Origin of the sequence: Paenibacillus sp. MMS18-CY102, assembly GCF_009789195.1 — a bacterium.
In the GTDB taxonomy this organism is placed as follows: Bacteria; Bacillota; Bacilli; order Paenibacillales; family Paenibacillaceae; genus Paenibacillus_T.
In genome coordinates this window covers 41,683-56,092 of sequence record NZ_WSTC01000004.1, presented here as the reverse complement: position 1 = coordinate 56,092, position 14,410 = coordinate 41,683, and the positions used below count along the sequence as shown (strand labels likewise).

11 protein-coding genes are annotated in these 14,410 nt (G+C 54.6%); 10 read left to right on the top strand and 1 reads right to left on the bottom strand.

Annotation, left to right across the window (positions count from 1 at the left end):
- Positions 1-2 precede the first annotated feature (2 nt).
- The 4 genes from GON22_RS03940 (at position 3) to murA (ending at position 7,192) form a co-directional block, all read left to right on the top strand.
- Positions 3-1,628, top strand: a complete 1,626-nt coding sequence (locus tag GON22_RS03940; protein WP_160394809.1) for an NADH-quinone oxidoreductase subunit N — start codon at positions 3-5, stop codon at positions 1,626-1,628.
- A 412-nt stretch (positions 1,629-2,040) separates the two neighbouring features.
- Positions 2,041-5,064 carry a S8 family peptidase gene (locus tag GON22_RS03935; RefSeq protein WP_160394808.1) on the top strand — a complete coding sequence of 1,008 codons (3,024 nt, stop codon included), beginning with the start codon at positions 2,041-2,043 and terminating at the stop codon, positions 5,062-5,064.
- A 49-nt stretch (positions 5,065-5,113) separates the two neighbouring features.
- Positions 5,114-5,365 carry a DUF1146 family protein gene (locus GON22_RS03930; protein WP_160394807.1) on the top strand — a complete coding sequence of 84 codons (252 nt, stop codon included), beginning with the start codon at positions 5,114-5,116 and terminating at the stop codon, positions 5,363-5,365.
- A 447-nt stretch (positions 5,366-5,812) separates the two neighbouring features.
- A complete protein-coding gene (murA, locus tag GON22_RS03925) occupies positions 5,813-7,192 on the top strand; it encodes a UDP-N-acetylglucosamine 1-carboxyvinyltransferase (protein WP_160394806.1) in 1,380 nt (459 codons plus the stop codon).
- A gap of 124 nt (positions 7,193-7,316) precedes the next feature.
- Here murA and GON22_RS03920 read toward each other — a convergent pair whose 3' ends face one another.
- A complete protein-coding gene (locus GON22_RS03920) occupies positions 7,317-8,084 on the bottom strand; it encodes a hypothetical protein (protein ID WP_160394805.1) in 768 nt (255 codons plus the stop codon).
- 170 nt (positions 8,085-8,254) lie between these two features.
- Here GON22_RS03920 and GON22_RS26395 point away from each other — a divergent pair, with 170 nt between their 5' ends.
- The 6 genes from GON22_RS26395 to spoIIID all read left to right on the top strand — a co-directional run bounded on the left by GON22_RS26395 (position 8,255) and on the right by spoIIID (position 14,377).
- Positions 8,255-9,775: an efflux RND transporter periplasmic adaptor subunit gene (locus GON22_RS26395; RefSeq protein WP_160394804.1), complete on the top strand. Its 1,521-nt coding sequence runs from the start codon at positions 8,255-8,257 to the stop codon at positions 9,773-9,775.
- Complete coding sequence (locus tag GON22_RS03910) at positions 9,772-10,515, top strand: ABC transporter ATP-binding protein (RefSeq protein WP_160394803.1); 744 nt, start codon at positions 9,772-9,774, stop codon at positions 10,513-10,515. Before GON22_RS26395 ends, GON22_RS03910 begins: the two co-directional genes overlap by 4 nt.
- On the top strand, positions 10,481-11,656 hold the full coding sequence (locus GON22_RS03905) for an ABC transporter permease (protein ID WP_160394802.1): 1,176 nt from the start codon (positions 10,481-10,483) through the stop codon (positions 11,654-11,656). Before GON22_RS03910 ends, GON22_RS03905 begins: the two co-directional genes overlap by 35 nt.
- A 149-nt stretch (positions 11,657-11,805) precedes the next feature.
- Positions 11,806-13,065 (top strand): stage II sporulation protein D, encoded by a 1,260-nt coding sequence (gene spoIID, locus GON22_RS03900; RefSeq protein WP_160394801.1) that lies wholly within the window; start codon positions 11,806-11,808, stop codon positions 13,063-13,065.
- 108 nt (positions 13,066-13,173) lie between these two features.
- Positions 13,174-13,899 (top strand): M23 family metallopeptidase, encoded by a 726-nt coding sequence (locus tag GON22_RS03895; RefSeq protein WP_160394800.1) that lies wholly within the window; start codon positions 13,174-13,176, stop codon positions 13,897-13,899.
- Positions 13,900-14,092: 193 nt separating this feature from the next.
- Positions 14,093-14,377, top strand: a complete 285-nt coding sequence (spoIIID, locus tag GON22_RS03890; protein WP_006040041.1) for a sporulation transcriptional regulator SpoIIID — start codon at positions 14,093-14,095, stop codon at positions 14,375-14,377.
- Positions 14,378-14,410 lie beyond the last annotated feature (33 nt).

Sequence of the window (14,410 nt, the reverse complement as noted above, 5' to 3'; positions counted from 1 at the left end):
ATATGGCAGCTGAACACACGTTACTGCCCATGACATGGGCTGATGCAGGATTCATGGCCCCTGAGCTTATCCTCTTAGCGATGATGGCCCTGCTGATTGTTGCAGATCTCGTGCTGCCAAAACGAATCGACCGCGCGATCATCGGCTGGCTGTCGTTGGTTGGGCTGCTGGGCTCGGCGGCAAGCGTCGTTTGGCGATTGGCAGAGAACAACAATGGCGGTGGGGAGCAGGCGGCTAAACAGGCCATTAGTATTTTGCATGACAGCTACAGAATGGATGATTTCGGCTCCATGCTGAAGCTGCTGCTCCTGACAGCTACCGCCCTGATCGTCTTGTGGAGCCTTGGCGCGATGAAGCGGGGGGACCCAGATCGCGTAGCACATCTAGGGGAATATTATTATTTGCTTCTGCCGGCTGCGGCAGGGGCGATGATTATGGTCTCGACCGGGGAACTGGTCACGTTATATGCGGGCTTAGAGCTGCTTAGCATTTCCACTTATGTTCTAGTCGGGTTACGCAGCCGCTCTGCGCTCGACGCGCAGATTGCGGCTTCCGCATCGCCCACTGGTGTGCAGGTTCAGCCAGCAAGACCATCCGAGGCGGCATTCAAATACGTTGTGACAGGCGGCGTTTCGTCAGCGCTTATTCTGTTCGGCATGTCGTATATATACGGCCTGACAGGCTCGACGAACATTGGCGAGATTGCCTTTGGATTGCAGCAAGTTAAGGATTCTTTCGAAGGGCTGTTGATCGTGGCCTTCCTCCTCCTGCTTGCAGGCTTTGGGATCAAACTCGCTGCGGCGCCTTTCCATGCCTGGGCTCCTGATGTATACGACGGCGCGACGACGCCGATTAGCGCCCTGCTTGCTGTCGTTACGAAGACGGCTGCAGCCGCAGCGCTGCTTCGGTTATTCTACAATCTCGTTTATCCATTAGGCGGCGTACAAAGTGGAGCCAGTACGGCCATTTTCCGAGCGGTACTCGTCATTGCGGCTTGTGCGATGATCGTCGGCACGGCCAGCGCGCTTGGCCAACGAAACATGAAGCGGCTGCTCGCCTTGTCTGGCGTCGCGAATGCAGGCTATCTGCTCGTCCCAATCGGCCTGTCCTTCTATGGCGTGCATACGAATAATGCGGCTGAACTGTACTTTTATGCGGCGGCATACTTATTCATGAACATTGGTGCATTCGCTGTATTGTCCATTGTAGGCGGAGCTGGAGAGCGGGTTATTGAGCTGCGGGCATTCGAAGGGTTGTATTATCGGGCGCCGTGGACTGCAGGGGCAATGATCGTGCTCGTGCTCTCCTTAGCTGGACTTCCCGTGTCGGGCGGTTTCTTCGGCAAGCTGTTCATTCTGTTCGGTGCGGCGAGCACGCATGCCTATTGGCTAGTCGCGATTATGGTTGTAACTAGCGTCGTCTCCTACGCGGTTTACTTCGGCATCGTCCGCCAGATGTTTATGCGCTCCTCAGGCAGTGAGGCGTTGAAGGTGCCGCTTGCTACAGGCATCGTCATTTGGTTGTGTACGCTTGCGACGCTTACGCTGGGCGTTTACCCGAATGGGTTAATGCAAGCCTTTGAACGGGTATTCACGCTTGCAGGCGATTTGTTCGTTTATGTACAGTGATCAGTGGGGCAGCCTTGCGATTCCTTTTTAACCAAAAGCTTGACCGATGCAGTTTAACGGCTGCTCGGCCAGGCTTTTTTTGGTGTGGGAGGACAAGTTTACTCAGAATTATGATTGGGACGCCATCATCGGCCATATGGATAGAGTAAGGCGGCAAATCGCCATGCAGGAAAGCGGAGGGGGAGTCGTCGTCCGGGCGGTGCCCATACAGAAAACCACAGCGCCCGGAACTCGGAAAGACCGGTAATCTATTGCGGCTAAAAACCAGCCCGAATAGGGCGAAAGTACCTATTTCTTCGGGAGCAAGGAAATTGTGCGCGGGGATCGAAACTATAGGCAGTAGAGGGCGTTTAACCTTGTAGGCACTGCATTGGCTGGGAACGGCCAAGGACTTGACTAAGGACGAGGTCACATGTGGAATCAGAATCGTACACAGGCACCAATCTCAATAGAGATCCAAAATAAGGGGCAAGGGATAAAGCAAGATGGGCAACGTGGGCAAAGGAAATCGAGATTTCGCTCCATGTTCTTTGGGCTGCTGGCTGTTTCATTGCTGGTCGGCCTGTTCGGCACCGCTGCACCCGAAAGGGGCATGCCCAAGGGCATTGCGCTGGCGAAAGAGCAAGAGCAGGGGCGAAAGGCTGATGCGTTGATCAAGTTAACGCCACAGGCGATGCCCATGCAGGCAGAAGCCGATGTGGCGGCTGCGGCTGGCAGCTTGGAAGCAAGCGATGCCTCTCCAGTGAGCTGGCTGCTTCGTTGGAAAAGCACGCCAAGGGCAGAGGGGTTGCCTGGCACAATCATCATTCATCGGCAGGAGGAGCCGCCGGTGGATGTCATAGCGCCCGCTGATGCGAACGCGGATGTTGCCGCTTGGCTGGAGGCGCTTCGCGCGAACGAAGAAGTATCCTATATCGTGCCTAATGAAGCAGTGCATACGCTCGGGTCGCCGACATCGCCGGGTGAGGCGAATGATCCGAGTTTGGCGAAACAGCGTTATCTGGATCTGATCGGTGCCAAGCGAGCTTGGAAAACCGTCCATGACCAGGCAGGCATTACGATTGCACTTGTCGATACGGGCGTTGATTTGGACCATCCTGACCTGAAGGGCAATTTGGTCGAAGGGGTTAACCTCGTACGCCCGGGCTCGCCGCCAGAGGATGACAATGGGCACGGAACGAGCGTTGCGGGCGTATTAGCTGCAGTGGGCAATAACGGCGTTGGCGTAACGGGGCTTTTATGGCGCGCTCGCATTATGCCGATCAAGGCGCTGGACCAGAACGGGTCAGGCGATGAGAGCAAGCTTGGCGAAGCGATTTTGTACGCTGTGCGCAAAGGGGCCAAGATCGTCGTTCTGTCCGTAGGGCTGTACCGCTATTCGCCGTACATGCGGGATATTGTGCAATATGCAGAAGGCAAGGGCGTCCTGCTTGTCGCAGCAAGCGGCAATGACGGCACGTTGCTCGGAAGCAAAGTAGCGGTAAAATACCCGGCAGCCTACCCGACTGTATTAGCCGTCGGCGGCGTAACGCCGAGTGGAAAGCCGGAACCTAGCTCAAGCGCTGGGCCTGAGGTCGATCTCGCAGCCCCGTGGAATGTGTACACAACGGCAGTAGGCGGAGGCTACAAGTATGAGGAAGGCACCTCTATGGCATCGCCGCAGGTGGCTGCTGCTGCTGCCTTGGTGCTATCGATGCATCCAGCTTATAAGCCGTATCAGGTGCGTGAGCTGCTGCGCCAGACAGCGAAGGATATAGGGGCTGGCGGCTTGGATGAACAGTCCGGCTATGGCTTGCTGCAGGTGGACCGTGCGGTGGCAGGCACTTTGAAGGTTGATGCTTATGAGCCGAATGATTCACGCAGCCATGCTGCGCGGTTTCCCGTACCAACCCGGCTATCGGCACAGTTAACTGGCGGCAAGGATAAGGATTGGTTTGTCATTGACGCGCCGTATGATGGGACGCTGTCGATCCAATTGCAAGGCTTGAACGGACCGGATTCGACGATGCCGCCTGTTCGTTTGACCATGTATGCAGGGGACCGGGCTTCGAGTTCGCAGGATGCGAAGCTAGGCAACATGACGGTGGAATGGAAGGTCAAGAAAGGGCGCAATTACATCGAATTGCAGCTTTATAACCGGGAACGGACCGATAAGCTGCCGTATTTGCTGACCTCGGATTTTCAAATACAGCCCGATCAATACGAAAACAACGATAAGCTCAATGAAGCTGTAGCTTTGCCTGCGCGTTCGCAAACAATTGAAGGGACATTCAATAAGCAGGGCGACCGCGATTGGTTTGTCGTCGATTTCCAGCGGAGCGGGACGCTTAGGCTGCAGCTTACTACAGATACGGTGCGGATCGATCCGAACTTAGCTGTACAACGGGCTGGCCAGCAGCTAGTGGCGTATGACGATAACGGCGACGGGGAGCAGGAGCAATCGCCGCTCATTACCGTTACGCCCGGGAAGTATTACATCCGGGTTTATAATGCGGCTGCTTCTGACGCGAGCCCAGTGGCCGGAACGTATCGTTTGCGAATGGAAGTCGTCAGCAAATTTGATGATCCAAATGAGCCCAATGACAAATCATATGCTTCAACTGTCATGCGGTCGGGTACGGAATACGTAGGCGTAATTGAGAAAGCGGCAGATGAGGACTGGTTCCAGCTCCGTTTGGATAAGCAAAGCTACACGACGGTGACGCTCAGCGGAATTCCAGCAGGACGGACGATGACGGTGTCGGTATACGATAAACGCCAGGTGAAGGTAAAGACGGTCAAATCGAGCGTTAACCGTACGCAATTGGCGGCTGGGTTGCTTTTGGGCCAAGGGCTGTACACGTTCAAAATAACATCGAGCGCGCCCTTTGACTCGCAATATTATCGTTTCATGGCCAAGACGGAACTGATGAAGGCGGGATACCGGGATATTGACGGGCATTGGGCTGAAAGCGCGATTGCCGCATTAACCAAGGAAGGCATCTTGTCCGGCTATGCGGACTATCGCTTCTCGCCGGACCGTGCGATTACACGGGCGGAAGGGGCAGCGCTGCTCGTTCGTGCCTTTAAGCCTGGAGCAGCGCCGGCTTCGATTGGTTTCCGTGATATGCCTTCAAAGCACTGGGCGTTTGGGGCGGTAGCTGCAGCAGTAGGCGCTGGGTATATGAATGGTTACCCGGACAACAAATTCGGTCCGGACCAACTGCTGACGCGCGCTGAGATGGCGGTTATGCTCGGCCAGGCTGCACGCGTGCGGCCAGCAAGGTCCCAGCAGCCGCCGTTCCGTGATGTGCCAGCGGACAACTGGGCTGCGCCAATGCTCACGGCGATGTTAGCTAAGCATATGATTGGCGGCGCCGCTAACAATCAGTTTTTGCCAGGCCGATCGGCAAGCCGGGCGGAGTTTGCTGCGATGCTATACCGCATCCAACAATAGCCGACATTAAAGACGACAATAGACCTAATGTGCGAAGGGAATTTTACCGATGAATATGGAAGATATTCAACTAAGTTACGGGATCAATGGCCTACTCTCCATTGTCGTTGTGATCCTTAGCATTTTGTTGGCGTGGTTTGCATTGCAAGAACTGAAGCTGGAGACGTTTTTCCGTAATCCGCGGAGCCCTAAAGCCCGATTGCTGCTGCTCGTTTTGGCAACGGTGATCGGACATTCCTTTGCAACTTTTATACTGGATTATGTGCAATGGACGACGATGTTGAAGGGATTTGTCGAATAACAATCGCGAAACGTGTCAACAATGGGTAATACATGACGGAACGAAAAATGCAACTTGAGCCGAATAGTATGAAAACGGTTGTCAAAAGGAACGTTTTGACAGCCGGGACGGCTTTCGATTATCGCCTTGAAAGCGCGAAGCGGCGGGCTTTCGTACATTACGGCGGCCATTTGCGGAGGCAGGCGTTAGAACCAAAATAACGCTTGTCGATTCGTGTAGAGGGATGGTAATATGAAGGTTGGAGTAAGCGACTATTGAGCGGCAGAGTTGGAACTAATTACCATCCACAGAACGGCATGTTGAAGACGCTCGTCCCGACTAGCATTGGGAAGTAAGACATCCGTTATACACCGTAACTAATCGAAGTCGAATACGCAGCTATAGACGTTTAAATAAAAGTAGAAGCGGCAGAGAACAAATTTGCAGCGTGCGGAGGGAATTCATAACATGAGCAAAATTATCGTCCGCGGAGGCCGACGGCTGTCGGGTACGGTTCGGATTCATGGTGCCAAAAATGCAGTGCTTCCCATTCTTGCAGCCTCAGTGCTTGCAAGCGAAGGAGAAAGCGTCATCGCCGACGTTCCCCTCCTCGACGATGTGCTGACAATCCGGGAAGTAATCGCATCGCTGGGAGCGGATGTCCAGCAGGGTACAGAAACAATGACCATTCGGGCAAACCGCTTAACGGCGAATGAGCCGCCCAGCGAATTGGTGCGCAAGATGCGTGCATCCATTCTTGTAATGGGCCCATTGCTTGCACGTACAGGACAGGTACGCATTTCATTGCCTGGCGGCTGCGCAATCGGCATGCGGGCGATTGACCAGCATTTGAAGGGCTTCGAGGCAATGGGTGCTGAGATTACGCTTGGCCAAGGCTTTATTGAGTCGAAGGTGAACGGCCGGCTGAAGGGCGCTAAAGTTTATCTTGACGTAGCAAGCGTAGGCGCAACTGAGAACATCATGATGGCGGCTTCGCTGGCAGAAGGAACGACGACGATTGAGAATGCGGCGAAAGAGCCGGAAATCGTTGATCTCGCGAACTATTTGAACGCAATGGGCGCTCATGTACGCGGCGCGGGTACGGACTTGATTCGCATCGAAGGCGTGGAGCGGCTGCAGGGCGTTCGCCATACGGTCATTCCTGACCGGGTAGAAGCGGGCACCTACATGATTGCAACAGCAATTACGGGCGGCGATGTATTCATCGAAGGCGTTATTGCAGACCATTTGGCTCCTGTTATTTCGAAGCTGCAAGAGATGGGCGTATCTATCGTGGCAACTGACAACGGCGTACGCGTAACCGCTGATAAGCCGCTTAAGTCTGTTGACGTGAAGACGCTGCCTTATCCAGGCTTCCCAACGGATATGCAATCCCAAATGATGTCGCTTCTGCTCGTTTCTGATGGTACGAGCGTAGTGACGGAGACGATTTTCGAGAACCGCTTTATGCATGTGGAAGAGTTCGCGAAGATGAATGCCCAGATTAAAGTGGACGGACGCGCAGCAATCATTACGGGCGGCGCACCGCTCTCCGGTGCGAAAGTATGCGCAACAGACCTTCGCGCTGGCGCTGCACTTATCTGCGCGGCATTGGTCGCTGACGGCGAGTCGGAAATTTCTGGCACGCATCACATTGATCGCGGTTACGTGAACATTGCTGGCAAGCTCGCCGCACTTGGCGCGCAGATCGAACGGGTGGAAGAGGCTGCTGCAGCAGCAGCGCCTGTTGCTTCGGCAGCGCCGGTTGCTGCCACTATCGTCGAGACAGCGCCATTCAAGCGCGAGAAGGAAGTAGCAATGCTGAACGTTCAGCCTACTTGGGCGTAATAAGGAAGGCGATGCAGAGTTTCTGCATCGCCTTTTTTATTTGGATACGGTTACGTCATCCATGCGCAAACGCGCCATCTGAACGAATAAGGCATAGAAACCTGCGCTATCCACCTAGCCGTGGCTATTGTGCTTGGCCGTTTGCTTGCCCATCAGCATTCCCATTGCCAGCGCCATTACCTTGTTGTGCCTGGCCGCCGCGGCGCTGTCCGTAACCGCCGCCCCCGAATCCGCCGCCAAATCCGCCTCGAAGTGATACATATTCGGCTTCCGAAGTTCCTTCTTTCACCCAAATGTTGACGATATCGTTAGCAGCTAGGTCTGCTAATTTGATTTGTTCATAATTCATGGTGCCTTGGTCATCGCGTACAAGCTTATAGATCGCCGCGCTTTCTGGAATAGTTATCGTCTTCTGCTCGCCTGTAAATAGGTTCGGCATTTGTCTTCCGCCACCGCCCTGAGGCGCTTGCCCATCGGCAGGGGGTTGCCCATTGCCTTCGTCCTGCGGTGCTTGTCCATCGGCAGGAGGTTGCCCGCCATCAGCCTGTGGCATTTGCCCATCAGCAGGAGGCTGTCCATTGCCATCACCCTGTTGCGGCCGGCCGCCGCCTTGCCCATTGCCGCCACGCTGCGGCATGGCACTCATATCGGCTTCCTGGATGACAACGGCTGTCCCGCTGACCGAAACGATTTTGGCCATCATGTCGGCTTGCCGATCGGGCTGGTTTGGCGCAGCAGCCATCTGGAAGCCGCCTTGGCGGCCTTGCCCTTGCTGCTGTGCGTATTCGCCTTGCTGCCCGTTCGCAGCTGCTGTATCGGCTTTATCCTTTGATCCGCAAGCAGCCAGTAAAGCGGATGCCAGAAGCAGCGCTGTCACTGCTTTTAAACCCATTCATCCAACGTTTATTCATATCATCCAACACTCCATTCTTCGGCTCAATTATCGCCATCCTATCACACAACGATGAACGGAATATGAATAAGCTGTTCATGTTCTGTTCACGAACTTGTGGTACCTTCACTAGCGAGCAGGAATAGGTGACAGGGAAGGTGGAGCGGGCAATGAAGAAGTGGATACTGGCCGGTACGGCGGTTGTGTTGATCGCAGCATCCGGCACGCTATATTGGTACATGCGGGATGCGCAGACTGAAGCGGCTGCAACCGTACAGCCAACAGCGAGAGTAACGAAAGGCAATATTTCGGTCAAAATATCCGGGTCTGGCTCGGTGAACACAGTTGAGACGGTATCGGTGAGCGCGGGCGCACAGGGCAAGGTCAGCAAAGTCAATTTCAAAGCTGGCGATAAGGTGAAGAAAGGACAGCTGCTAATTGCATTCGAGCAAGAGGATTATACGAACCAAATCGCAAAAGCCGAACTCAATTTGAAGAAGCAGGATCTTCAATTGGTTAGCTTAAAGAAGCAATATATTGAGGCTTACGGCAATGAGGATCGCCAAACCGAAATCAAGCTTCAGATCGATAGCCTTCGACTGGATATCGAGTCAGCTAATTTGGAGCTTGCTGATCTTAAGGAGCAGGAGGCCGAAATACCAAGCGTAGTCGCGCCTTCAGACGGCACGGTCACGACTGCGAGCGTCGCGGTCGGCGACCAGTTGAATGAGTCCAGGGTGATTGCAGAGATCGTTGATTACACGAAGCTCCAATTCACGATCAATGTCGATGAACTGGATATTCCCAAAATAAAAGTAGGCCAGGCGGCAGAAATCGTGCTTAACGCACTGCCGAGCGAAGCGTTGACGGGCAAGGTGCTTTCCATTGCGCAAGAGGGCGCTTCCTCCAATGGCTCGGCATCGTACGCAGTAACCGTGTCGTTAGATAAGCTGACTGGCGTCATTGCCGGCATGTCAGGCGAGGCTTCGGTTATCACGGCATCAAGTGACAACACGTTGCTCGTGCCGATTGCCGCTGTTCGCACAGTTGGCGGCCGCAGCATCGTACGCGTGCCAGAGTCGTCCACAGCGGGTACAGGCACTACTGGAGCTGGCGCAGGTGAACGTACGCAGTCACAGGGGCAGGCGCAGCAACCGGACGCTGGAGCAACTGGTACAGGCCAAGCCGGGGGAGCAACCGGAGCAGGAGGCGGCGGCGCACCATCAGGCAACGCCAATGGCAACGGCGGTGCGGGCACTGGTACGCAAAACGGCCAAGCCGGAGGGCAGCAAGGGTTCGGCGGCCAAGGCGGGCGCACAGGCCAAGCAGGCGCTTACGGCGGTTATGGCGGACAGCGCCAGGCTGGGCAATTTGGAGGCCAACGAGGCAACGGCGGTACTGGCGCAGGGAATGCCGGGCAGCAAGCAGGCAGAATGGTAGAAGTTACAATCGGCCTGAGCAATGAAACGTACGTGGAGATTAAATCGGGGCTCACCGAAGGGGAAACGGTTTATCTGCCGATGCCAACAGTTAGCACAGCGACAGCCTCGAGCTCCCAGCAGCAAATGAGCTTCGGCCAGTTTGGCGGTTTCGGCGGCGCTCAATTCGGCGGGGGCGCTTTCCCTGGCGGCGGAGCCGGAGGTGGCGGTACCCGCATGAGCACGGGTGGCGGCGGAGGCGGCAACCGATGAGCCGGCCAACAAACAGCTCGCTGATTGAGATCGAGAAGCTGGTCAAGACGTACCGGATGGGCCAAGAGACGGTTACGGTGCTGCAGGAGGTAAGCGTGACGGTCGAACGGGGTGATTTTATCGCCATTGTTGGCCCGTCGGGTTCAGGCAAGTCAACAATGATGAACATTATCGGCTGCTTGGATATTCCAACCTCCGGCAGCTATCGGCTGGATGGCACGGAAGTAAAGGGCTTGAGCGATAATAAGCTGGCAGCGATTCGGAATCACAAAATCGGCTTTATTTTTCAAGGCTTTCAGCTGCTGCCGCGCTTAACCGCGATTGAGAATGTCGAGCTGCCGCTCATTTACCGGGGCATGGCGACGAAGGAGCGAAGGGCCAAAGCAAGCGAAGCGTTGCGCAAAGTTGGGCTGGAGGATCGCATGCATCACAAGCCGAGCGAGCTGTCCGGCGGCCAGCAGCAGCGGGTCGCTATCGCGAGGGCGTTAGCGGGCGAGCCGCCGATTTTGCTAGCGGATGAGCCTACGGGTGCACTCGATACGCGGACAGGGCAGGAAGTGCTCGCGTTAATGGAGGATTTGCATCGCCAAGGCCATACGATCGTGCTGATCACGCATGATATGGATGTGGCGGAGCGCGCTGAGCGGGTCGTGCGGATGAAGGATGGCGTGCTTACGGAGGATACAAGCGGAAGGAGGAACCGGCGTGAAGCTATCACAAGCATTCCGAATGGCGTTTAAGAGCATTTGGTCCAATAAGCTCCGAACTGCGCTATCGATGCTTGGCATGCTGATCGGCGTTGCGACGGTTATCGCATTGGTTGCGATGAGTGAAGGCTCATCAAGGCAAGTGCAAGCACAGGTGGAAAGCCTCGGAGCGGCGAACATGCTTCAGGTGACGATAACAGGACGGGGGCTCACGACTTCACTGACGAAGGATGAGGCGATGGAATTCGCGGATATCGCCAATGTGGAGGGTGTCTCGCCCATCGTAAACGGGAGCGTTACCGCTAAATTCGGAACGACGAGTGAGTCGTACACGGTCGAGGGCGTTACGCCGGAATATGAATTGGTGCGGGACGTTGGTTTTACGAAGGGCCGGTTTATCGTCGATTTAGATAGCGTGAATTATAGCAAGGTCGCGCTCATTGGCGCGAATGTGGCAACGGATCTGTTCGGTATGGAGGAGCCGGTCGGGGAAACGATCCTGCTTAACGGCAGCCGGTTTAAAGTGGTGGGGCTGCTTGAGACGAAGGGGGATTCGATCAATGGGTCAGCCGACGATAAGATTCTAATTCCCTTGACGACCGGCGAACGTCTATTCCAGTCCAATGGCGTCAAATCGATCTACTTGAAGGTGAGCGACACCGATCAATCCGAGCGTGTTCAAGCGCAATTAGAGCTGAAGCTGGCGGCGAAATTCCTTGATTCCACGAATGCCTACCGCGTTATCAACCAACAGGAAGCAATGGAAACGGTGGGGTCGGTTACGCAGACGATGACATCGATGATGGCTGGCATTGCAGCTATCTCGCTAGTTGTAGGTGGCATCGGCATCATGAACATTATGCTCGTCTCGGTAACGGAACGGACGCGGGAAATTGGCATTCGCAAGTCGCTGGGGGCGAAGCGGCGGGACATTTTGCTCCAATTCCTTATTGAGGCGGTTGCCATCAGTGGATTGGGTGGGGCATTCGGCATCGCCATCGGTTATATTGCATCGCACATTATCGGCGTAGTGATGAGCACTGAAACGGCGGTTTCGCTGTCGATGGTCGGCTGGGCGTTCGCGTTTTCAGCGGGCGTGGGCGTTATTTTTGGTATATTCCCAGCGAACAAAGCCGCTAGATTGCGCCCGGTTGATGCGCTTCGGCACGATTAACAAGCGATTATTTGGCCCATTATCTTCTAACCTATCATTCCCGTTCATATAGTAGAGCTATAGGGACGAGAGGCTTAAGTCCGCGCCCATGCGCGGGCTTTTGTTTTTCCAGGAGGCTAATTTACTCTAGGGAATGAAGGGAGCATAACATGGTCGGATCAAACAATAAGCTAGTGTTCAAACGTTGGCGCCGCAGAGCGGTAACAGGGCCCAAACGTGCATCTCATGCCATCGGCGGCAAACTGTGGTGGTTATCGTTCGCAGGCGGTATCGCGCTAGGCGTATCGTTGTTAATCGCTGGCATCGGCCATCCGGCAAGCTCGCGTGATGGGCTGCAGCAGGACAATGGGACGGCGTCTAGCTTGCATCCTGCACCTAGAACAATAGTGACAAGCGGTAAGGCCATATCTAATAAGCAGAGCAATGTGGCTATTCAAAATAATCCGCAGGAGCAGAAGCTAGCTCCAGGCTCTTCAACCATGGCTCCGGATCATCCTGAGGCATCCAATGCAACCGGCCAATCGGACAAGCCCTATTCGGGCTTAGAGAAGCTGCGCGTGCATGTGTACCTGTCTAATGAGAGCCGAGTAGAGACCGTGCCGCTGGAGTTGTATGTACGAGGCGTGTTGGCTGGCGAGATGCCCGTTGATTTTGAACTGGAAGCGCTGAAGGCACAAGCGATTGCAGCGCGTACCTATATCGTAAGGCGGCTGCTGGAGAAGGATCGAAGCGGCGTTCCCGGCAGCAAAGCCGATGTCACGGATACGGTCAATCATCAAGTTTATGTGCCATTGAAGGAGCTGGTTGACCGATGGCCGGCAGGGGAAGAGCGGGAAGCGACGCTTGGCAAACTGACGCGAGCGGTGGAGGAGACGCAGGGGCTCGTATTGACCTATCAAGGGGAACCGATTGAGGCTGCATTTTTCTCTACGAGCAATGGATACACGGAGAATGCGGAAGACTACTGGCAGCTTTCGGTCCCTTATTTGCGAAGCGTAGCGAGCCCGTGGGACGAAACGGTTTCGCCGCGATACAAGCAGGCCGTGCAAATAGGGGAGAAGGAGCTGTACCGCAGGCTAGGCGTGAAGGATGATGGAAAGGCGCCGCGCGTGCTGGAGCTGACGGATGGCAGAAGGGTGAAGTCGGTTGTTATTGGAGGCGAGACGTTCACGGGAAGAGAAGTGCGGGAGAAGCTCGGCCTTGCCTCCTCGGAGTTCAGTTGGACGATTCAAGATGGCGTTGCGGAAATTACGACCTATGGGATGGGGCATGGCATCGGCATGAGCCAGTGGGGAGCCGACGGCATGGCGAAGGAGGGGGCGGCCGCAGAGCAAATCTTGCTTCACTACTATACGGGCGTCAAATTAGAACAAGCTTCTAAGCTATTAACGGCTGCGATGGATTCATAACCCGCACGGGGCTTGAAATTTGTCGAATCTAAAACTTTATGAAAATAGTTTCACCTCACGTATAAACCAAGATTAACTGGCAACAATGGCTGATGAGGTGATGAGCAAATGAATGAGCAAAATAACAACAAGCCGAAAGAAACTCCCAAACCAATTCCGGGAGGCGCAGCAGCAGCCAAATCGAAAGGCTGGCGGAAGGTGTTAACGAGCAAATGGGTGACACCAGCGGCATTCATGGCAGCGGCGGCAATTATCGTAACCTTAATGTGGCTCTATCGGGGAGACCAACCAGACCAAGCAACGACGACGCCTACCGATACGGAAGTCAGTCAAGGTGAAGAGGCGGCTACGAAGCCGGCAGACGACACGATCGCGGTTACAGCAACAGGCGAAGAAATGCAATGGCCGGTCGCTAACTTCGATGAGTTGGAAGTATCGCTCCCTTACTATGATGCCGCGGGCACGAGTGAGGAGAAGCAAGCAGCGTTTGTTCAACAAGGAAACAATTTGACACCGCATATGGGCTTGGATCTTCAAAAGCCAGACAACACGACGTTTGATGTGCTGGCAGCGCTTAGCGGCAAAGTAACGCATGTCGAGCAACACCACCCGACGAATGGCGCTACGGTAGAAATTTCCCATGGCAACGGGATTGTGACGATCTACCAAAGCTTGAGCGACGTGACGGTCAAAGAAGGCGATGAAGTGAAGCAAGGCACGGCATTCGCCAAAGCAGGCCGTAATTATCTGGAGAGCGACGAGGGCATTCACTTGCACTTCGAAGCGCGCCAGGACGGCAAAGTGCTTAACCCGAACGAACTGGTTCAAAAGTAAGCGTACTCCGGCATCCGCTACTCCACGAGGAGAGCGGGTGCTTTTTTGTGTGCGAATAAGGCTTTGTGCCCAGCAAAATAACAGAAAAATGAAAATTATTAGCCGTTATGGCTTGTCACGCTTGGCCTTAGAGCATATATACCCGCACCCCTCATATAATGTACCAAACTATCTCGAGTAGGGAGGCGGGAACGTGCACGATTACATCAAAGAGCGAACCATTAAAATAGGCCGCTGCATCGTGGAAACGAAGCACACGGTTCGGACAATCGCCAAAGAGTTCGGGGTTTCCAAAAGCACGGTTCACAAGGATTTGACCGAGCGATTGCCTGAGATCAATCCCGACCTGGCGGATCAGGTGAAACACATTTTGGAATACCACAAATCGATCCGGCACCTGAGGGGAGGAGAGGCGACCAAAATCAAGTATAAGAAGAGCAGCAAGAAGCGGGAAGTGTTCGCCGCTGCTAAGAGCTGATTGCATAAATTTTTCTACAAAAATAGAGGGATT

What these genes read in the sequence shown, in the direction of transcription:
- GON22_RS03940 (WP_160394809.1), top strand. Translation starts at nt 3, where the DNA reads ATGGCAGCTGAACACACGTTACTGCCCATGACATGGGCTGATGCAGGA.
- GON22_RS03935 (WP_160394808.1), top strand. Translation starts at nt 2,041, where the DNA reads ATGTGGAATCAGAATCGTACACAGGCACCAATCTCAATAGAGATCCAA.
- GON22_RS03930 (WP_160394807.1), top strand. Translation starts at nt 5,114, where the DNA reads ATGAATATGGAAGATATTCAACTAAGTTACGGGATCAATGGCCTACTC.
- murA (WP_160394806.1), top strand. Translation starts at nt 5,813, where the DNA reads ATGAGCAAAATTATCGTCCGCGGAGGCCGACGGCTGTCGGGTACGGTT.
- GON22_RS03920 (WP_160394805.1), bottom strand. Translation starts at nt 8,084, where the DNA reads ATGGGTTTAAAAGCAGTGACAGCGCTGCTTCTGGCATCCGCTTTACTG.
- GON22_RS26395 (WP_160394804.1), top strand. Translation starts at nt 8,255, where the DNA reads ATGAAGAAGTGGATACTGGCCGGTACGGCGGTTGTGTTGATCGCAGCA.
- GON22_RS03910 (WP_160394803.1), top strand. Translation starts at nt 9,772, where the DNA reads ATGAGCCGGCCAACAAACAGCTCGCTGATTGAGATCGAGAAGCTGGTC.
- spoIID (WP_160394801.1), top strand. Translation starts at nt 11,806, where the DNA reads ATGGTCGGATCAAACAATAAGCTAGTGTTCAAACGTTGGCGCCGCAGA.
- GON22_RS03895 (WP_160394800.1), top strand. Translation starts at nt 13,174, where the DNA reads ATGAATGAGCAAAATAACAACAAGCCGAAAGAAACTCCCAAACCAATT.